Genomic DNA, 19,071 nt, shown 5'->3' with positions numbered 1-19,071 from the left:
TATGAGCTCAAGCGCCTCGCCTCCGATCCGCATCGATGATCCGGCAGATCCGCGCATCGCCGGCTTCGTGTCGATCAAGGAGCGCGACCTGACGGGCCGACAGGGGCGTTTCATCGCTGAAGGCACGGTGGTGCTGCGCATGCTGGCGGCGGCGCATCGCTCCAACAGCGGGCTTGGCGCCGAGGCCATCCTGCTTCTCGAAAGCCGTGTGGCCGGCGTGGAGGCCATTCTGGCGGAATTTCCCGCTGACGTGCCCGTCTATGTGGCGGCGGCACCGGTGTTCGACGCGATCGCCGGTTTCAACATGCACCGTGGTGTGCTGGCACTTGGGCGCCGTGACGGCATTGTCGGCCGGGACACGCTGCTTGCCTCGCTTCCCGCTTCAAGCCTGGTCCTCGCAGCCTGTGGCATCTCCAACCATGACAATATGGGTTCGCTGTTTCGCAATGCCGCGGCCTTCGGCGTCGATGCGGTGCTGATGGATGAGACGAGCTGCGATCCGATGTACCGGAAGGCGATCCGTGTTTCCGTCGGTTCGGTGCTGACGGTGCCGTTTGCGCGCGAAGGGTCGGCGGCGTCGCTGATCGAACGGCTGCAGGCCGAGGGCTTTGCGATCTGGGGGCTGTCGCCGGCCGGCGAAACCGACATCGGCGGAATACCGCCGGCCAGGCGCACTGCCTTGCTCGTCGGAACGGAAGGTGAGGGGCTGCCGCCGGCCATCCTGAAATCCGTACGCACCGCCCGCATTCGCCAGCGGCCCGGGCTCGACAGCCTCAATGTCTCGATGGCAGCCGGCATCGCGCTGCATCAGGTCGCCTTGATCAACGACCGGATCTGACGCGCACAGAAAGTGCCTATTCCTTCGGCAGGATTTCCTTTGCCCGCTTTGCCAGGCTCTTGCGGCCGGCAGCATCGTTGTTTTCGTCACCCGCGAGCAGGCTGAGGATCGGCGAGGCGGCGCCCTCGCGCGTTGCCGTCAGAGCCACCATGCCGGCGGCAATTTCCGCCACTTCCTCGCGCAAGGCATCGTCATGGGCGGTCGTCTTGGAATTGGTCAATCGTTCCGACACGGCGGCCGCACGGTTCTTGAGTTCATGCGAAAGCGCCGCAGTTTCCAGCGGCGGCACGCCCGGTTGCTCGATGGGCTGCGCAGGGTGCGCGGCAACGCCCTCCGACGGCTCGCTGCCGCTTGCGCGACGGTCCTTGCGCGCTGGGAAGGCGATACCTGCCGCGCGCAACACCTTGGCGGCATCCCGCATGTCCTGGTTCACGTCTTTCACCTTGGTCTTCAGTCGTTCGATTTCATCGGCGCGTCGCTCGAGCGCGCTTTCGCGATCGGCGCCTGCAGCCAGTTCCCGCGAAAGCTTGTCTTCCAGTCGCTGCAGGCGGCTCTCGTCACGGGCAAGACGCAGCTCCATTTCCTTGGCATGCGCGCTTTCCGTCTTCAGATCTGCACGCAGCGCATCGCGCTCGTCGCGGAGCGTCGCGACGCGGCTCTTGAGGTTTTCGGCCTCTGTCTCGCCGGCGGCAAGGTCGAGGCGCAGATTGTCGATGGCGGCGGCCTGTTGCGCCAACTGATTGGTCAGAGTCTTGATCGTTTCCGCCTTGCCGGCGTTGTCGCGCTCGACGGTTTCGAGCGAAACCTTCATGCGCTCCAGTCGCTGCTCGAACTGTCGGATCGCCGAGCGCATGTCGGCGGCTTCGACGTTCATGTCGGCAAGCTGGGAATGCAGATCGGCATTCTCGCCGTTCAGGCGGCGCGCCTCCTGCAGTGTCTTCTCGTTGTTGAGCATCAGCGACACGCCCTTGTCGCGCTCGCGCTTCAGGGCTTGCTGCGTGCGGGCGTTCTCGGCGGCAAAGGTGGCGCGGGCGGCATCTTTCTGGGCGCGCACTTCCTGGGGGCTGAGCGGCATGGTCGCTTTCAGGCGATCCTCGGCAAAGCGCACGATGCGGCGGTGAATGGCCGGCGCGACGAGAAGGCCGATGATGATCGCCGTCAGGAAGCCCAGGGCAAAGAGGAGCGAGAATTCAATCACGAGCTGGCCGTTTCAAAGCTGGACCGGAAGCAAACGCCCCGCCCGACCATCATAGTCAGAGCAAGGCGCTTGATGTTACTTTCCTGCACTAAACATGACGTTTCGTGCGCTGCAAGTATTTGACGCGGGATTTCGCCAAAGCGCACCCGCCATCTACAGCGCCGCGCGTCTTGTTAGACGCGCAAAGGTCGCTGTAGCACTTTAAATTGCTGCATGTTTTTTCCTTAAATCGAATAGGATTCAAGAAAACATGCAGTTAGGTCAGAAGGGGTTCCAGGTCGGGTTCTGCGTCATCTTGAGATAGCCGACATTGACCCCGAGCCGGGCGCCGATGCCGGTGCGGATCGGGACGACGACGATGTGTTCGTCGGTGAGCACCGTCATGCCGACGCCGGCCACGACATAGGCCGAACCGGAGACGCCGCCAAACCGCTTGTAGAGGGATGGCACGCTCGGAAGGTTGTAGACCAGCATCATCGTGCGGCTGCCCTGTCCGCCCCAGTCGATGCCGAGTGACGGGCCCTGCCAGAAGACGTTGTGCTGGCCGGCATTCTTGGTGTTGAGTTCGCCTTCCCCGTAGGTCAGGCCAGCGATGAAGGCGCCGGAACCTTCCTGTCCGAGGATATAACCGTTCGGCAGGCCGTAACGTTCGAAGGCGCGCTCCACCACCTTGGCGAGGCCGCCCGAGGTTTCGCCGAAGAAGCCGTGACCGGCATCGACGATCTCCTGCATCGAATATTGACTATTCGCCTGCTGGGCATGGGCGGCGGATATGGCGCCGGCCATCAGGAACATCGTCGCCAGGATAGCGCGGCTGGCCATCGTGGCTGCCTTCATGATCTGCTGCATCGTTTCCTCCGTCAGGCGCGAAAATCACTCGCTTGCGGGTTTGCTATGGCCGGCATCGCCTGTGACGGCGCGGCCAGCGGGGGTCTGGACCATTTCCCTGCAATTTGAACCGATGGTCTTAACAATCGGTTTACCAAATGTGGTGTCATTATGATCCACTGATGAACGGCTGCGCCGGGCAGCCCATGGCTTGCGTCTTAGCGCCTGAGGCTTTACCGGCTCTGCCCGAGCGCGTGCCTCATGTCCGCATGCCGATGGAACCGAACAAGGAAAGACGATGGCAACGAATCCGAACCTGACATTGACGGGACCCGATCTGGCCGCGCTTCTGTGCAGCCGGGTTTGCCACGACATCATCTCGCCGGTCGGCGCCATCAACAATGGCCTGGAACTTCTGGACGAGGGCGGCGCCGATGCCGACGCCATGGACCTCATCCGCACCAGCGCTCTCAATGCGTCCGTCCGCCTGAAGTTCGCCCGTCTCGCCTTCGGCGCCTCCGGCTCGGTCGGCGCGTCGATCGACACAGGCGAAGCGGAAAAGGCGGCCAAGGACTTTGCCGCCGCCGAGAAGAAGACCGAGGTCAACTGGCACGGGCCGCGCGCCATCATCGCCAAGAACCGGGTCAAGCTGCTCCTCAACCTCTTCCTCATTGCCTATGGGGCGATCCCGCGCGGTGGCGTCATCGACATCACGCTCGAAAATCCCGAACTCGACGCGGTGTTCACGCTGGCCTGCAAGGGCCGGATGATGCGCGTGCCGCCGCGTCTGGTCGAACTTCTGTCCGGCACGCCGGAAGAGGCGGTCGATGCGCATTCGATCCAGCCCTACTACACGGTGCTGCTCGGCGAGGAAGCGGGCATGACGATCGATGTGGTTTCGACCGGCGAAGAGATCATCTTCACGGCGCGTATGAAGCCGGCCGACGCCTAAGTCCGGCGCTGCCTTTGCTGTTTTGATACATGTCCGGCGCGGTGTGGTGATGGCCCCCGCGCCGGATATTTGCGTGGCCACCGATTGAGCGCCTGCTTTTGCCGGCTTTTGACCGGTCCGCTCAAAACATTAATGTTTTCAGCGCTTTAAAACGCTTCGGAAAGCCTGTGTTAAGCAAGCTCCGTAACGAAATCTTTGCCAAATTTGTGTAGGGTTGTTCCAAGCGTGCGAGCACGCGTATAGGTAAGTCATGAAGGAGTTGGACATGCGGCGCTTGATGATTGCCGACGGCTCGGATGTCGTCAGGAAAGTTGGGAAACGTATCCTGTCCGGCATGGGCTTCCTTGTCTACGAAGCGCCGAGCGGCCTTGAGGCGCTGGTGCGCTGCGAAGCCGAGCTGCCGAATATTCTCGTGGTCGACGCCGGCCTGGAGGGCGCTCTGGATCTCATCGCCAATATCAGGCGACTGCCGAATGGTGCGTCTGTGCGCATCTATTACTGCGTCGTCGAGGCGGATCTGAAGAAGATGATGGCCGGCAAGCGCGCCGGTGCCGATGATTTCCTGCTGAAGCCGTTCGATCGCAAGATCCTGACGAGCGTCTTTGCCAGCCAGTCGATGGCGGCCTGAACCGCAATAAACGTGTTTCCGGACTGAACAAGCCGCGGCAGTTGCTGCGGCTTTTTGCTGTCTCGTCTTGGCACTTTTTGCATGACACCCGAGATCAAGGCCGAGGCAGGCGCATGTCACCACCTTCGGACCTTTGACACCAGGAAGCACCTGATCACCGAGGGAAGGGGCGACCATAACGAAAAAACCCGCCTCGAAGGGCGGGTTTGTTCAAAAGGCGTCCGTTGGCGTCATGCCTGGATATGCGGGTCCATGCCGCGCCCGGAAGAAAGCTCGAAATCAGGCGGTTTCGGCGTATTCGGCACCATCCGGCTCGCGCAGAACGTAGCCACGGCCCCAGACGGTTTCGATGTAGTTGGCGCCGCCGGCAGCATTGGCAAGCTTCTTGCGCAGCTTGCAGATGAAGACGTCGATGATCTTCAGTTCCGGCTCGTCCATACCGCCGTAGAGGTGGTTGAGGAACATTTCCTTGGTGAGCGTCGTGCCCTTGCGCAGCGAGAGCAGCTCGAGCATCTGGTATTCCTTGCCGGTGAGGTGGACGCGCTGTCCGCCGACTTCCACCGTCTTGGCATCGAGATTGACGATCAGTTCGCCGGTCGAGATGACCGACTGGGCATGACCCTTGGAACGGCGGACGATCGCATGGATGCGCGCCACCAGCTCGTCCTTGTGGAACGGCTTGGTCATGTAGTCGTCGGCGCCGAAGCCGAGACCGCGAACCTTGTCTTCAATTCCGGCCATGCCGGAGAGAATGAGGATCGGCGTCTTCACCTTGGAAAGACGCAGTGTTCTCAAGACCTCGTAACCGGACATGTCCGGAAGGTTGAGGTCGAGAAGGATGATGTCGTAGTCATAGAGTTTGCCGAGATCGACGCCTTCCTCACCGAGATCGGTGGTGTAAACGTTGAAACTCTCGGACTTGAGCATCAGCTCAATGCTCTGAGCCGTTGCGCTGTCGTCTTCAATTAGTAGAACCCGCATATTCTTCCCCTTTTCCGCCGCCCAAGGTCATCGTGGCCCCCTTACGCGATACGGATCCAGTCGTTGCCTGATTTGGAGGCTGCCATCAAATGGTTAACAAATTCTGATTCACTCTGGCAAGCTGTATCGAGATTGTTAAATATTTTTAGCAGTTCCCTGATTTCAAACGTGAATCCAAAATGGCACTTTTCATGCGAAACATGAGGAAATGCCGCTATCTGACTCTTCTGACTCGTTAATGCCGGGGCCGTCATATTTCGTGCCTCAGTATTTACGGAGCCTTAAATCATCACCCCTATGATTAACGATGCCCGTAAACGAAAGGTTACCAGCGGTAGGCTTTTGTTAATATCGCTGTCGATTTTCGTTTTCTGTCTGTTGGGGCAGGCTCGACGGGCCAAATCAGTAACCGGGGTCTCGTTATCCACGGGAGTATTGCGTATGAAAGCACGTGAGAGCCTTGTCCGCCTGAAGGAATTTCAGGTCAGGGAGAAGCAGCGTCAGCTGAGCCAGCTTCAGATGATGATGGCTGAGTTCGAACGGATGACCAAGGATCTGGAAAATCAGATTGTTTTCGAGGAAAAGAAGTCGGGCATTTCCGATCCCTCGCATTTTGCCTATCCCACTTTCGCCAAGGCTGCTCGTCAAAGAGCCGACAATCTTCAGGTCTCCATTCGTGAACTGAAGGCGCAGCAGGATGCGGCCGAACTTGCACTTGAAGAAGTGCAGGCCGAATTTGCGAAGGCGGCGGCGCTCGAGGAACGGGATACGACGACGCGTCTCAGGGCGTAAGCTCCTTAGCCGTTTCGAGGCAGATGATTTTCATTCTTTGTCGGGCGATGCCGATGGCATGGCCCGATCCGGCACGATTGTCACAAGAACGAAAAACCCGCGCGACAGGCATCTGTCGGGCGGGTTTTCCCATTTCGGAACTTTGGTGGTTTGCCGCCTCAGGCCTGGATCACGTCCTGCCAATCGGGATGGCGCAGCGCCTGCGCGCGCATGAACGGGCAGAGCGGAATGATCTTCCAGCCGCCCTTGCGCGCTTCGTCGATTGCATGTTTTGCCAGCGCCTGGCCGACGCCCTTGCCGCGCAACTCGTCGGGAACGAGCGTGTGATCGACGATGATCAGTTTCGGCGATGAGCGGGAATAGGTCATCTCGCCGGTATAGCCTTCGACGGTTGTCGAGTAGCGGCCGTGCGAACCGATTTCTTCGTGGGCGATATCCATCTCAGCATCCCTTCACATTCAACGTTTGCGTGTTGCTGAAGATGCTATCGCATGACTGCAGCATTCGAAACCGGTTTGGCGAACGCGAAGGGGAAACGCACTGTCGCCGAAATGTTGCCTATTGAAAGACGGGGCGGAGCGGGCGACGGAAAACGAAGACGGCGGCCACCGGAAATTCCGGAGCCGCCGTTCGACCTATGGCCCTGTTGGGGGCTTTTAGTGGCGATATTGCTGGATGCGTGTGGTGCGCAGGCCGGCCAGACCGTGATCGTTGATGGAGGACTGCCAGGAAAGGAATTCCTCGACAGTGAGGGTATAGCGTTCGCACGCTTCCTCAAGGCTCAAAAGGCCACCGCGGACAGCGGCAACCACCTCAGCCTTCCTGCGAATAACCCAGCGCCGGGTATTCGCCGGCGGCAGATCCGCAATCGTCAGAGGACTGCCATCGGGGCCGATGACATATTTTACACGTGGTCGCATCATTTCGGTCATGGGACTCTCTACACAAACTCAAGACCATATGTTGCTGACCTTAGCCCGCCACATTTAACATTTGCCTAAGCGGTCGGTAACAATTTGCTCATAATTTTAAATACTTCCGCACACTCCCTCGATCACTTCCGCAACGTCCCGCCGGCGATCGCGACGCCTGTCGCGCTCGACAAGAGCCGCCTTAATGCCCGGAAAGCTTTGGATTATCGCGGATTTTACATGGGAGCCATGCAATTACCACATTTCACTTTAACTAAAATTCTTGGTAACGAGGCGCCGAAATAAAGGATGAGCGACGTTTGTGCGCTCCCGAATCATTCTTGGTGCATCGTCATATTTTCACAACCGGTCGCGTTGCTTTCGCGGGCATGCCGGAGAGGGTGGCTGTATTCTGGCTGCCGGGTGAAGTTCATGCACCGGATGATTTTCGGGGCTGTTTGTATTCTCTCGACCAGGTGCGTTGGCACCGGTGATGTGGTGATCAGAGATGAAGGAATCGAATGAACCAGCCTTGCTGCGCGAGGCTGAGACGGCGGACATGATTTCCGAAATCGATACGGCTGCCGTCCGCACGGAATACGAACTTCTGCACCTGATGCGGCGGTTGATCGCGCGCTATGGCTTCGGCCATTTCATGATCGCGCGCCTGCCGCTGGCCGAGCAGCAGCGCTTTTCCGAGCGCCTGGTGCTGAGTAACTGGCCGTCGGAGCTGGTGCGCCAGTACGACGCCTGCGAGACCTTTCAGTCGAGCGTGCTCGTCGAGCGCCTGCGCGGTACCAAGCTGCCGGTAACCGGCGGCGCCGAGCTGCTCGATGCGGCCGGCAAACCGACCGACGAGGCGATGGTGCACCGGCTGCTGGCGCATCCGGAGATGGGGCGCCATTTCGCCGTCCAGTTGCATACCAGCAGCGGCGATCCCTTCGTCGCCATGCTGTCCGGACGACGCGACCCGCCTGTCGGCGTCGAGCAGGCGACGCTCTATCTTTCCCTCGTGCAGCTGTTCGAATGCCTCGAACGCACCTTCGACACCGGCAGCTCGGCGCGCGAAAAGCTGTCGAGCCGCGAGATCGAGTGTCTGCGCTGGGCCGCAGCCGGCAAGAGCAGCGACGAGATCGCCATCATCCTTGGCATCTCCACCTATACGGTCAGCAGCTACTTCAAGAGCGCGACCCGCAAGCTCGACGCCGTCAACCGCATGCAGGCGATCGCCCGCGCCATGCGGCTGAAACTGATCTGAGACGGACCGCCCTGACCGGCCTTGCGCCATAGCACCGCCCTTGCCGCCGGGCGGACAAGTTTCTATATGTCGGCGACTGGAGCCTCCCGCTTTCAAGAAAGCGGAGAAGATACTCTGGACATTGTCGTGCTACAGCGACCTTGGCGCGTCTGAATAAGACGCGCGGCGCTGTAGAAGCCGAACGCGTGCCGCGTGCTATCGCGCAGGCATTGCATCGCATGAAGCGTGAAACAGGGGCGAGCGTTGTCGCTGCCACCCGAAGGCCGGATTGGATCCCGTGAATACTCTCAATTTTGACCGCAAGCCCGAAGATACGCGTGTCGTTGTCGCCATGTCCGGCGGCGTCGATAGTTCCGTCGTCGCGGGCCTGCTCAAACGCGAGGGTTACGACGTTCTCGGCATCACGCTGCAGCTCTACGACCACGGTACCGCCGTCCACCGTGCCGGCTCCTGCTGTGCCGGCCAGGACATCGACGACGCGCGACGCGTCTGCGAAACGCTCGGCATCCCGCATTACGTGCTCGATTACGAAGCGCGCTTCCGCGAAACGGTGATCAACCCGTTTGCCGAAAGCTATGTCGCCGGCGAAACGCCGATCCCCTGCGTTGCCTGTAACCAGACGGTCAAGTTTGCCGATCTCCTGGCGACGGCCAAGGAGCTCGGTGCCGATGCGCTGGCGACCGGCCACTACATCCGCTCGCGGCCGAGCCCGAACCCGCGCTATGCCGGCCAGCGGGCGCTCTATCGCCCGACTGACGCCGATCGCGACCAGAGCTACTTCCTCTTTGCCACCACGCAGGAGCAGATCGACTATCTGCGCTTCCCGCTCGGTCACCTCTCCAAGGCCGAAACGCGGGTGCTGGCCGAAGAGATGGGCCTTGTCGTTGCCCAGAAGGCCGACAGCCAGGACATCTGTTTCGTGCCGCAGGGCAAGTACAGCGATATCGTTTCCAAGCTGAAGCCGAATGCAGCGCTTGCCGGCGAGATCGTGCATCTCGATGGCCGCATACTCGGCACCCATGACGGCATTTTGCACTACACCATCGGCCAGCGCCGCGGCATCGGCATCGCCACCGGCGAGCCGCTCTATGTCGTCTATCTCGACGCCCGCTCGCGCCGCGTCATCGTCGGCCCCAAGGAAGCGCTGGAAACGCGCCGCGTCTACCTGCGCGACGTCAACTGGCTGGGCGATGAAGATCTTGAAGACGTGGCAGCCGATGGCTTCGACTGTTTCGCCAAGGTCCGCTCCACCCGCCAGCCGGCGCCCGCTATCCTGAAGCGTGACGCCGAGGGTCTTTATGTCGAGCTTGCCGAAGGCGAAGCCGGCATCGCGCCCGGCCAGGCCTGCGCGCTCTATTCCGGCGTCGGCGAAGACGCCCGCGTCTATGGCGGCGGCTTCATCCGCAAATCCGAGCGTGAGGCCGGTGCGGAAGCCGCATTGAAGGTGCTTCTGGCAGCGCCTGCGGCTGCCTGAGGCAGTCATTTCCGATCGCGCGGGAAAACTTCACATTTTCCCCGCGACTTGGCTTGACACTAGGCAGAACCGGGCCTTATAAGCCGCCCGTCCAGTCAAGACGGCTTCACCTTCGAAGCCCTGACGCGGTACCCGGCGGAGTAGCTCAGTAGGTTAGAGCAGAGGAATCATAATCCTTGTGTCGGGGGTTCGAATCCCTCCTCCGCTACCATTAGACACCCCGCTCGTACCTTAGGTTGGGTCTCTGCAAAGGAACTCCTTAGCTTTCCAATGAGTTGGATATCGGGCTTGCGCTTCTCCAAGTTCTGACCCGTACTTCCTTGATCAACTGGCGCATCAGCCTCGAATAGGCGTCTGCGCTCTTCGGGTTCCGCTCGATCACCTTCCGCAGGTCTTTCAGCGAGCGGCGGTACGACTCGATCGCTGCCGGGTGCAGAGTGACTGGGCTGACGGGCTCCGGCTCTTGGGCCAACTCTGCCTGCCACGAACGAATGTTATCCCCCAGGTCGCGGTGTTCGGTGCCTATGCTGGCAACGTTGATGACGCCGTTGAGCAATGGTGGCGTCCTTGATGCGGCTCTCCAGATCATTGCGTCGGCGCGACATGTCCGCAGCGAGGCGCATGCGAGCCTGGGTTCTGCTGTCGAGTGGGGGGGGGCGACCAAATCGGACCTCCGCTGCAGGGCGCGGCTACTGCACGCGACATGGAAACGACACGCGGGACGGCGTCCCCAACACATACGCCTAGCTTCTTTAAACCTCGGTATAATTTCGCAAGCTGCGGTCGGCTGATAGGTTCCTTTCATCGCCTCAACACTTTTGTCCTCCCGGTGCGGCGATCTATCGACTTCGGTGTGTTTCCCCTGCCGTTGTCACCGCGGTCGGCGGATAAAGGCGACATCAGAGGCATGTCCGAAATCACCTGAACTGTGTCCTTTCGGACGTTTGAGACCCAGACGGTGATTCAGTCAACCCATCCAACACAAAAGGGCTTTCGATATGCATGATGATAATTGTTGCAACCCACCCCGCAGATCCTTCTTAAGTGCCGTCGCCGGGATCACGGCGGCGACCGCGCTCACTGCTGTCGGCGGCGGAGGAGCGCAAGCGGCCACCAATGATCCCTATGCCGATCCACCAAATCCGGCCCTTGAAAAGGGCAACATGAAGTTGGACCGATCGCGTGCGGCCCTGGTCGTGATCGACCCGCAAATCGATTTCATGAGCCCGAAGGGCCTTGCCTGGCCGGTCGTGGGAGAGAGTGTGACCGAGCACAACGTAGTCGCAAACCTTGGCCGCCTTTTCGAGGCCGCCAAAGCAGCCGACATCGTCGTGGCAATTTCGCCGCACTACTATTACCACTGGGACCATTCGTGGAAAATCCAAGGCCCACTCGAAGTCTTCCAGCATAAGGTCGGCATCTTCGATCGAAAAGGCCCATACACGCAGGACGGATTTCGTGGCTCCGGCGCAGATTTCCTTCCGGAATTTAAAGCGTACATCGAGGACGGGAAGACGATCATTTGCTCGCCGCACAAGCTATACGGCCCGCAAGCCAACGACCTGCCATTGCAGGCGCGAAAGCAGCGCGTTGACCAGATCATCCTGGCAGGAATGCTCGCCAATATGTGCGTGGAGTCGCATTGCCGCGAATTCCTCGAACTTGGCTTCGAAGTCGGCATCGTTCGCGATGCGGTCGCTGCGCCGAAGTTGCCGGAGGGTGACGGCTATCTCTCTGCGCTGATCAATTTCCGCTACATGGCCAACGGCCTTTGGACGACCGATGAGGTTGTCAAGATGCTGGTCCAGGCATAACGGGGATCAATCCCCAGGCGGATCAGGCACAGAATGCCCGGTCCGTCCCGCACCAGCGCGAACCATCGCCGCTATAGCTCGCGCTTTTCCGGAATTTTGCCACGCAAGTCCGGAAAATTTGCATTTCCGATATGCTCCAAAATCCGCAACTTCGACGCACTTTCAAGCCGTCTCAGAGGTAATTTCAGGGCACCTAAACGCCCTCACCCATGACTATGCCGGTGATGCAGGTCCGGGTAATGCGGATGCTTATGCCGCATCGGTTCGTGCCGGTGCCAGTGGGAGTGCGGCTCGGTGACCGGGCCGTCGTGGCTGTGGTTGTGATGTTCGTCGTGAATATGGGCGTGTTCGTGCTCGAGCGCCTCGTGGGTGTGTTCGTGGTCGTGGCGCTCGGCCAGGTGCATCCAGAGGCCAAAGGCCATCAGCAGGCCGGCTGAGAGGAATTGCAGGGTGATCGTGTCGCGGAAGAGGGCGATCGAGAGAAGGGCGCCGATGAAGGGGGCGAGCGAGAAGTAAGCGCCAGTGCGCGCCGTGCCGAGATGGCGCAGGCCGAGCATGAAGAAGACGAGGCTGATGCCGACACCGAGGAAGCCGACGAGGGCGGCTGCTGCCGTGAGGCCGACAGACGGCAGCGAGGCGCCGAGCGACAGGGCAAGGGCGAGGTTGGTGGCGCCGGCAGCCAAACCCTTGATCATGGCGATCTGGACGGGATCGGCGGAGGAGAGTTTTCGCGTCAGATTGTTGTCGATGCCCCAGGCAAGGCAGGCGCCTGATATCAGCAGGCTGCCGCGATCGAGGCTCAGGCCTGCACCGTTCCACGACAGGAGAACCGCGCCGCATAAAATTGCGGCTGCGCCCAGGAGCAGGCGGCGATCGACATTCTCGCGAAACACCAGCCAGGCAATCGCCATTGTCGCCAGTCCCTCGAGGTTGAGGAGCAGCGATCCGGAGGCGGCCGTGGTCTGGGATAGGCCGAACATCAGCAACAGCGGGCCGAGCACGCCGCCGAACAGGATCACGGTAATCAGCCAGGGAATATCGGCGCGCGCCAGCGGCGCTTCGACGCCATCGAGTCCGACCAGGGCGCGGGCGCGGTGAACGATCGCCAAGCCAATCCCGGCGCCGAGATAAAGCATGCCGGCGAGCAGCCAGGGGTCAATGGTGCCGAGCAGAAGTTTTGAAAGCGGCGTCGAGGCGCCGAAGAGAACGGCGGACCCCAGGGCGAGGGGAACGCCGGGCCAGAGGTGGGAATGATCGCTCGACATCGGAAACTTCCTGGCAACGGATGGGCATCGGCCATGAGGCGGCCGGTGCGGTCCATCCAAGCAGCAAAGTCATGCCAGGGGAAGTCTTTGTTCGTGCCGACAATGGGAAGGGAGGTTTCTCCACCAGGACATCGGCCGTTCACGTTTCAAGGAGACCGGCCGGCTCTGCCTGACGCGGAGAATAGCGCCGGCCGACTGCGCAACGGTCAGGCCGCGATCATGGCGATCGCCGTACTTAGGTTCGCCCGTCGCCTTGCCGCCAAGAGTGCGGCTATCAGGGAGATCTGGAGAAAAGCGGGTCTCGAAGCTCTGGGGGTGCCTGAACCGGTCGTAGCCAATGGCTGCCCGCCCAGGTTGCTGCTGCCAATTCAGCCTCCTGCTGTCAGCGCGGAACGCTGGCGGGCCGACCATTGCCGTTGTAGGCTAAACGCAACTTTGAATATATGAGCGATTCGGCGAATACTATGACGATTGCAGTTTCGAAACTCCGTGCTGGCCCGTTTTCCGCTATCTTGGCCGCGTGTATGCTGATCAGTCTGCCGGCCCAGTCTCAGGCCCTCACGGATGATCTGACCACGGGAACGCTGACCGGCACCTGTGAGAGCCTCATCGTTGCAGGTGAAGACTGGACGAGCCAATGTGACGGCATGCTGGTACAATCGGTTTATCCAGACGGCCGATCCGGTTTCACGGTTTTCCTCAAGTCCGGCGTTGCAGTGACTTTCCGAGGACGCGAGGCCGAGAAGCCCGACCCGGACAGTCAGTTGCAGAGCGTCAACAGGATCGTTGTGGACCCCGGTAAGGAAGCGGCTGAATTCGAGATGAAGGAAGTGGCTGGCGGATGCGGTTACACCAACCCCTTCAAGGGCGAGGCCATGACGGTTTGCGAGGCCACCGATATCGGCAAAAGCCAGTACGCTCTGCAGTTCAGGTCCGACGGAAAGCCGCCGCAGATGGAGCGCGATGGAAGTGACCAGGACGAGGCGAAGCGCGAAAGCTCTGAGCAAAAATTTCAGGTGGGCAGTTGGACTGGAGACCCATTGGATGGGGGACGAAAAGGCTGTCTGATGTCGAAAAACGTCGACCGAAAGGTCGCGCTCATCCTGTATGCCGACCGCAATCAGGCGTTTCACCTCAGCCTCTTCAACAACAGCTGGAATCTCACCGAGAAGAGCGCATCCGCGGGTGACTTGAGGATCGGCGGCAAGGCGTTTGCAGTACGCGGAGTCGATATCCGCACGCCTCATCTCCTGACTGTTCACGTCGGCGCTGACAGGGACGCGTTGCAATCGGCGTTAGCGCAAAGCGCTGAACTGACGTTTCGATCGGCCGGCGCTGCGCAAACCAGGGTCGATCTCGCGGGAGCCGATGAGGCCATCAAGGCGCTCAATGCCTGCGTAAAGTGAAACGCCGTGTTTGCCGGCCACGGACATCAGGTTTTCTTGGGCGATAGCGGTGAGGAGTTCGAGGCGAAGACCGTCGCCTCGTGTGGCTGCCAACGCGTGGAGGGTGAGCAGGGACATCATGGCTGGCTCCATCGTTTGATCGAGCATTCTTGCCCCTCAGCGTCGGGCAAGCCACCCGGTTTCCTGCCCGGTGGAAATCGAGACGGCGCGCTTTAGCGATGGATGGACGAGGTGATCGTGCTGTAGTCGGGCAGGGTGATGTCGGCAATTTCTGCCGCCCGATATTGGGACAGGGCCACATTCATGAAGGCGATCACTGCCAGAGAGAAGGCCAGAACGGTGATGGAAACGCCGAAACCGGTCTTGATCATGTCCGTATCCTCCAAGCCTTGTGTTTGCTGTTGAGAGACTGTCAAACCGTGGCATGGAGACTATCGTGTGGCGTCGAATGCGCTGTTCCCCGGGTAACACGCCGTATGGTTACCGAATTATGAACGGAAAAATCGGTGCCAATCCTGGCGAGGAGCGTCGAGAATGCTCAGGCTTGCCGGATTTCGACGCTATCTCCCGGCGCCAGCGCCCGGTGTTGGACGATGGCTCGCCGATCCTCGGAGAAGCGGAAGGCAGCCCGCTCTACATCCTGGTGAAGGAGGGGGAGCGCTGGATAATCGCCGTCGGCGAGAACACCAAGATCCAGACGGAGGCGATCGTGACGCAGCAGAAGGAGATCAGCGCCAGCGACGCAAAGTAGCCGTTGGTGTTGGCGCCGTCCGTTCGGTTGTAAGCTGAGGTTGCGCGATCGGAGAGCGGCGCGGAGCTGGCCGCCGGCACCAGGCGCAGTCAGACGCTCGGCGCCGGGTCGATCTCGATGAGAAACACCTCGCACGGCGCCGGCGCCTTCACCGTGGCCGCAACCGGCCCCTCGAGGATCACCGCATCGCCGACGGAAAGCGCAAGCGTCTGGCCGTTACCATCCAGCTCCACCGCGCCGCGATGGCAAAAGACCATGGTGGTGGTAGCCTCGCTCGCCAGCGAATGCTCGCCGTCGATCGCCAGCCGGCGCACCCGATGGATGAGCTTGCCCCGGCGGGTCATGACATTGAGGTCGACGATCGTGCCGTTAATCAGGCTGGCCGATGTGGCGACGTCGGCGGGGAAGGCAAGGGGCGCATCCGCTTCCGTCAATCGGGCCGGGTCGCGGCCTTCGATCAAGAGCGTCATGCCGTTGCCTTTAAGGATCGACAGCGTGCGGTCGATGCCGGGAAAAGCAGAGAAGGGGCCATCGCTTGCGACGGTCGCCATGCTCACCCGCCAGTCAAACTCCGAAAGCGATGCGCCTTCCGGAAAGACTGATATCTCGATGGTTTCGCCGCCGCCGTTTTTCCAGGGCATGCGCTTGTGGCCGGAGGCGGGCAGGAGCTTCATGGCGTCTCTTCCTGAATGACGAGCCGCATGCGGTCGAAATCCTCGTTCATCGGCCGGTCGTCTGCATAGACGGGAACGACGGCGCGGATGCGCTGGTAGAGCGCCTCGGTGCGTTTCGCCTTGGCCGTTGCGCGGGGCTGCAGGTCATAGGCCTGTGCGGCCGCGAGCAGCTCGATTGAAAGAATGCGCTCGAGGTTGTCGACGATTTCAAGCGCCTTCCAGGCGGCGGGCGTGGCGTGCGTCAGGATATCCTCCTGCAGCGCCGAGGTGATGCCACCATCAAGGCTGGCGGGGGCTGCTAGGCGACGGTTCTCCGCGGCAAGGGCAGCCGCCGTATACTGGGCGATCATGTAGCCGGAGGAAACACCACTGTCGCCGGCGAGAAAGGCGGGCAGGCCACTGACGAGCGGGTTGACCAGCCGGTCGATGCGACGCTCAGATATCGCCGCAACTTCGGCAACGGCGACCGCGAGACTGTCCATGGCGAGACCGAGTGCTGCTCCAACCGCATGAGCCTGCGAATGCACCTCCGGCGCCTCCGGCGTGCCTGAAACGGCCGGGTTGTCGGTGAGGCTTGCCAGCTCCCGGTCCACCACCTCGGCCACATGGTCGAAGGCGTCGCGGGCGGCGCCATGCACATGCGGCACGGCGCGCAGGCTCAAGGGATCCTGTGTGCGCGTGCCGGCGCTTGCCGCCAGCATTGGGCTATCCTCCAGAAGGTCGCGCAGCGTCTTGCCGACCGCCTGCAGTCCGGACGAGTGCCGCAGCGCCAGCGGGCCGGCGGCAAAGGCATTGGCCTGGCTGCCGAGGTTTTCATAGGTCAGCGCCGATGCGGCATCCGCCCAGGCGAAGAGTTTTTGTGCGCGCGACAGCGCCAGCGCGGCAAGGCCGGTGGCGCAGGGCGTGCCGTTGACGAGGCTCAAGCCCTCCTTGGCCTGCAACTGCAGGGGCTGGAGCTCGAGCCGACGCAAGGCTTCGGCACCGCCGACTGTTGCCTTGCCGTCGTTTGCCGAGCCATGGCCGATCAGCACGAGGCCGATGGACGCGGCATGAGAGAGGTAGCCGACCGAGCCGCGCGAGGGGATATTGGGAATGAGGCCGGCATTGAGCAACGCCAGCAGCGTCTCGACCGTCTCAATGCGCACCCCGGAATAGCCATGGGCGAAATTGGCGATCTGGGCGGCCATTACCGCCCGTGCCTCGGCCCGCCCGAGCGGCTCGCCGACGCCGCAGGCATGGCTGAGGATGATGTTGCGCGACAGCGCCTGCTGGTTTTCCCTGTCGATGATGACATCGCAAAGCGCACCGACACCTGTGTTGATGCCGTAGCCGCGAATGCCGCGATCGACCAGCGCCTCGACCACGGCGCGGGCCTGGACGATGCGCTCGCGAGTGGCCGCGGAAAGCGTCAGCCGAGCGCCATCTGCGACCGCGGCGATCTCCACCCAGGTTGCCGGTCCATCAAGCGTGACGGTTTCAGTCATGAGTTTCTGGCCTTCCCTGGCGGCGCTGGACGAACCGGGCGACATAGTCGTTGGCGGGCTTGTCGAGAATATCGTCAGGCGTTCCCACCTGCACCACCTGGCCGTCCTTCAGGATGGCGATTTCCGAGCCGATGCGCAAAGCCTCGTCGAGGTCATGGGTGATGAAGACGATGGTCTTCGACAGGTTCTGCTGCAGCTGCAGCAACTGGTCCTGCATGTCGGCGCGGATCAGCGGATCGAGCGCCGAGAACGCTTCGTCCATCAGGATGACATCGGTGTCGGCGGCCAGCGCCCGGGCAAGGCCGACGCGCTGCTTCATACCGCCCGACAGCTGATGCGGGAACTTGGCGTCGTAGCCTGAGAGCCCGACCGTCTCGATCCATTTCATGCCGATGTCGCGGCTGTCGGCCTTGGAAAGGCCGCGCACCCGCTGGCCGTAGACGACGTTCTGCAGCACGGTGCGGTGCGGCATCAGGGCAAAGCTCTGGAACACCATGCTGACGCGGTGCATGCGGAAGGTGCGAAGCGCCTTGGCGTCGAGCTCGAGGATGTTGCTGCCGTCGAAGACCACCTGGCCGCTGGTCGGTTCGATCAGCCGGTTGATGTGGCGCACCAGCGTCGACTTACCCGATCCGGACAGGCCCATGATGACGAAGATCTTGCCGGCACCGATCGTCAGGCTGACGTCGTTGAGGCCGACGCTGCAGCCGGAGCGGGCGAGAATCTCAGATTTGTCGAGGCCGTCCTTGGCCATGGCGAGTGCCGCCTTGGCGTCCTGGCCGAAGATCTTGTAGACGTTGCGGATCTCGATATCAGCCATTGCGGGGATCCTCCGTCCGGTTCTTGCCGAAACCTTGCGTGATGCGGTCGAGTACGATTGCCAGAATGACGATGCCGATGCCGGCTTCCAGGCCCTTGCCGACGTCAAGCGTCTGGATGCCGTTCAGCACCTGCTCGCCGAGGCCGCGCGCGCCGATCATCGAAGCGACGACCACCATCGACAGCGCCATCATGATTGTCTGGTTGAGGCCGGCCATGATCGTCGGGGTTGCCAGCGGCAGTTCGACGCCGAAGAGGATCTGGTTGGGGCTGCCGCCGAAGGCCGTTGCCGCTTCGACCACCTCGTGGTCGACCTGGCGAATGCCGAGGTCGGTGAGGCGGATCAGTGGCGGCACGGCATAGATGATGGTGGCGAGGATCGCCGGCACCTTGCCGAGGCCGAAGAGCATCAGCGCCGGGATCAGATAGACGAAGCTCGGCATGGTCTGCATCACGTCGAGCACCGGCAGCGTGATGTTGCGCACCAGCCGGCTCTTGGCGACGAGAATGCCCATGGGAACTCCGATGGCCACAGACACCAGCGTCGCCATCAGCATCAGCGCCAGCGTCTGCATGGTAAGATCCCAGAGGCCGAGCACGCCGACGAAGAACAGGAGCGCGCCGACGGCGACCGTCAGCGTCCAGCGCTTGGAGCTTTGCCAGGCAAGCGCCATGAAGGCGAGGATGACGACCCACCAGGGCAGGCCGCGCAGGATCCATTCGATGAACAGCACGGCTTTCAGGATCACCGCGCTGATCGCCTTGAAGACCCAGCCATAGCTGCTGACCAGCGTCTGGATGAACTCGTTCACCGGCGCGCGGATGGAGAGATTGAGGGAATCCGGAAACATCGGATGTCGTTCCTTGCTCGGGCCATGACGGACGCAATGCCGCCGCCGATGGCGCTTGCCTCGGGGTGTCGAAGGGTGGGGCCGGCGCGGGTCCGATGGGACCGCCCTGTCTCAGACAGAGGCGAGGCGCATCAGACCCGCGTCGGC

General features: G+C 61.5%; 21 protein-coding genes and 1 tRNA gene. 10 read left to right on the top strand and 12 right to left on the bottom strand.

Annotated elements, in window-relative coordinates; translation table 11 throughout:
- The first annotated feature begins 1 nt into the window (after position 1).
- Complete coding sequence (locus tag ASD52_RS34010; protein WP_057206589.1) at positions 2 to 838, top strand: RNA methyltransferase; 837 nt, start codon at positions 2 to 4, stop codon at positions 836 to 838.
- 16 nt (positions 839 to 854) lie between these two features.
- Here the strand turns inward: ASD52_RS34010 and ASD52_RS34005 are convergent, their stop codons facing one another.
- Together ASD52_RS34005 and ASD52_RS34000 are read right to left on the bottom strand one after the other, a co-directional pair.
- Entirely contained in the window at positions 855 to 2,036 is a 1,182-nt protein-coding gene (locus ASD52_RS34005; RefSeq protein WP_025424710.1) for a hypothetical protein, read from the bottom strand.
- 261 nt (positions 2,037 to 2,297) lie between these two features.
- Positions 2,298 to 2,885 carry an EipA family protein gene (locus ASD52_RS34000; RefSeq protein WP_025424709.1) on the bottom strand — a complete coding sequence of 196 codons (588 nt, stop codon included), beginning with the start codon at positions 2,883 to 2,885 and terminating at the stop codon, positions 2,298 to 2,300.
- 277 nt (positions 2,886 to 3,162) lie between these two features.
- Here ASD52_RS34000 and ASD52_RS33995 point away from each other — a divergent pair, with 277 nt between their 5' ends.
- Entirely contained in the window at positions 3,163 to 3,816 is a 654-nt protein-coding gene (locus ASD52_RS33995; RefSeq protein ID WP_025424708.1) for a histidine phosphotransferase family protein, read from the top strand.
- Positions 3,817 to 4,081: 265 nt separating this feature from the next.
- Entirely contained in the window at positions 4,082 to 4,444 is a 363-nt protein-coding gene (locus ASD52_RS33990) for a response regulator (RefSeq protein WP_025424707.1), read from the top strand.
- 279 nt (positions 4,445 to 4,723) lie between these two features.
- On the opposite strand, the gene ctrA is transcribed toward ASD52_RS33990, so the two are convergent.
- Positions 4,724 to 5,425, bottom strand: coding sequence for a cell cycle two-component system response regulator CtrA (ctrA, locus tag ASD52_RS33985; RefSeq protein WP_025424706.1), 702 nt, complete (start codon positions 5,423 to 5,425; stop codon positions 4,724 to 4,726).
- 441 nt (positions 5,426 to 5,866) lie between these two features.
- Between ctrA and ASD52_RS33980 the strand changes: the two genes are divergently transcribed.
- Positions 5,867 to 6,217 carry a hypothetical protein gene (locus ASD52_RS33980; protein WP_025424705.1) on the top strand — a complete coding sequence of 117 codons (351 nt, stop codon included), beginning with the start codon at positions 5,867 to 5,869 and terminating at the stop codon, positions 6,215 to 6,217.
- Positions 6,218 to 6,375: 158 nt separating this feature from the next.
- On the opposite strand, the gene ASD52_RS33975 is transcribed toward ASD52_RS33980, so the two are convergent.
- The gene (locus ASD52_RS33975; protein WP_025424704.1) at positions 6,376 to 6,657 is read right to left on the bottom strand and encodes a GNAT family N-acetyltransferase; all 282 of its coding nucleotides are present in this window, start codon (positions 6,655 to 6,657) and stop codon (positions 6,376 to 6,378) included.
- A gap of 216 nt (positions 6,658 to 6,873) precedes the next feature.
- On the bottom strand, positions 6,874 to 7,149 hold the full coding sequence (locus ASD52_RS33970) for a DUF1153 domain-containing protein (RefSeq protein WP_003527546.1): 276 nt from the start codon (positions 7,147 to 7,149) through the stop codon (positions 6,874 to 6,876).
- A gap of 487 nt (positions 7,150 to 7,636) precedes the next feature.
- On the opposite strand from ASD52_RS33970, the gene ASD52_RS33965 reads away from it, so the two are divergent.
- From ASD52_RS33965 to ASD52_RS33955, 3 genes are all read left to right on the top strand, one after another.
- Entirely contained in the window at positions 7,637 to 8,386 is a 750-nt protein-coding gene (locus tag ASD52_RS33965; protein WP_025424703.1) for a LuxR family transcriptional regulator, read from the top strand.
- Between the two features lie 277 nt (positions 8,387 to 8,663).
- Positions 8,664 to 9,860 (top strand): tRNA 2-thiouridine(34) synthase MnmA, encoded by a 1,197-nt coding sequence (mnmA, locus tag ASD52_RS33960; RefSeq protein WP_025424702.1) that lies wholly within the window; start codon positions 8,664 to 8,666, stop codon positions 9,858 to 9,860.
- Between the two features lie 134 nt (positions 9,861 to 9,994).
- Positions 9,995 to 10,071 (top strand) — tRNA-Met (locus ASD52_RS33955).
- Between the two features lie 48 nt (positions 10,072 to 10,119).
- Here the strand turns inward: ASD52_RS33955 and ASD52_RS33950 are convergent.
- On the bottom strand, positions 10,120 to 10,416 hold the full coding sequence (locus ASD52_RS33950; protein WP_025424701.1) for a hypothetical protein: 297 nt from the start codon (positions 10,414 to 10,416) through the stop codon (positions 10,120 to 10,122).
- A 607-nt stretch (positions 10,417 to 11,023) separates the two neighbouring features.
- Between ASD52_RS33950 and ASD52_RS33945 the strand changes: the two genes are divergently transcribed.
- Positions 11,024 to 11,674 (top strand): isochorismatase family cysteine hydrolase, encoded by a 651-nt coding sequence (locus ASD52_RS33945; protein ID WP_025424700.1) that lies wholly within the window; start codon positions 11,024 to 11,026, stop codon positions 11,672 to 11,674.
- A 203-nt stretch (positions 11,675 to 11,877) separates the two neighbouring features.
- On the opposite strand, the gene ASD52_RS33940 is transcribed toward ASD52_RS33945, so the two are convergent.
- Positions 11,878 to 12,939 (bottom strand): DMT family transporter, encoded by a 1,062-nt coding sequence (locus ASD52_RS33940; protein WP_025424699.1) that lies wholly within the window; start codon positions 12,937 to 12,939, stop codon positions 11,878 to 11,880.
- A gap of 464 nt (positions 12,940 to 13,403) precedes the next feature.
- Between ASD52_RS33940 and ASD52_RS33935 the strand changes: the two genes are divergently transcribed.
- Positions 13,404 to 14,345 (top strand): hypothetical protein, encoded by a 942-nt coding sequence (locus ASD52_RS33935; protein ID WP_025424698.1) that lies wholly within the window; start codon positions 13,404 to 13,406, stop codon positions 14,343 to 14,345.
- Between the two features lie 212 nt (positions 14,346 to 14,557).
- Here ASD52_RS33935 and ASD52_RS39010 read toward each other — a convergent pair whose 3' ends face one another.
- Complete coding sequence (locus ASD52_RS39010) at positions 14,558 to 14,716, bottom strand: hypothetical protein (RefSeq protein WP_156408099.1); 159 nt, start codon at positions 14,714 to 14,716, stop codon at positions 14,558 to 14,560.
- A gap of 119 nt (positions 14,717 to 14,835) precedes the next feature.
- Between ASD52_RS39010 and ASD52_RS33930 the strand changes: the two genes are divergently transcribed.
- Positions 14,836 to 15,096 carry a hypothetical protein gene (locus tag ASD52_RS33930; protein WP_144239125.1) on the top strand — a complete coding sequence of 87 codons (261 nt, stop codon included), beginning with the start codon at positions 14,836 to 14,838 and terminating at the stop codon, positions 15,094 to 15,096.
- 89 nt (positions 15,097 to 15,185) lie between these two features.
- On the opposite strand, the gene ASD52_RS33925 is transcribed toward ASD52_RS33930, so the two are convergent.
- From ASD52_RS33925 to ASD52_RS33910, 4 genes are read right to left on the bottom strand one after another with little or no spacing between them, the layout of a single operon-like run.
- Positions 15,186 to 15,770: a HutD family protein gene (locus ASD52_RS33925; RefSeq protein ID WP_025424696.1), complete on the bottom strand. Its 585-nt coding sequence runs from the start codon at positions 15,768 to 15,770 to the stop codon at positions 15,186 to 15,188.
- Positions 15,767 to 17,254: a histidine ammonia-lyase gene (gene hutH, locus ASD52_RS33920; RefSeq protein ID WP_057226557.1), complete on the bottom strand. Its 1,488-nt coding sequence runs from the start codon at positions 17,252 to 17,254 to the stop codon at positions 15,767 to 15,769. The genes ASD52_RS33925 and hutH overlap by 4 nt, the downstream gene beginning before the upstream one ends.
- On the bottom strand, positions 17,247 to 18,074 hold the full coding sequence (locus ASD52_RS33915) for a betaine/proline/choline family ABC transporter ATP-binding protein (protein ID WP_025424694.1): 828 nt from the start codon (positions 18,072 to 18,074) through the stop codon (positions 17,247 to 17,249). The genes hutH and ASD52_RS33915 overlap by 8 nt, the downstream gene beginning before the upstream one ends.
- Entirely contained in the window at positions 18,067 to 18,924 is an 858-nt protein-coding gene (locus ASD52_RS33910) for a proline/glycine betaine ABC transporter permease (RefSeq protein ID WP_025424693.1), read from the bottom strand. Before ASD52_RS33910 ends, ASD52_RS33915 begins: the two co-directional genes overlap by 8 nt.
- Positions 18,925 to 19,071 lie beyond the last annotated feature (147 nt).

The organism is Ensifer sp. Root142, assembly GCF_001426785.1.
Lineage (GTDB): Bacteria > Pseudomonadota > Alphaproteobacteria > Rhizobiales > Rhizobiaceae > Ensifer > Ensifer canadensis.
This window is presented reverse-complemented; position numbering and strand designations above follow the sequence as displayed.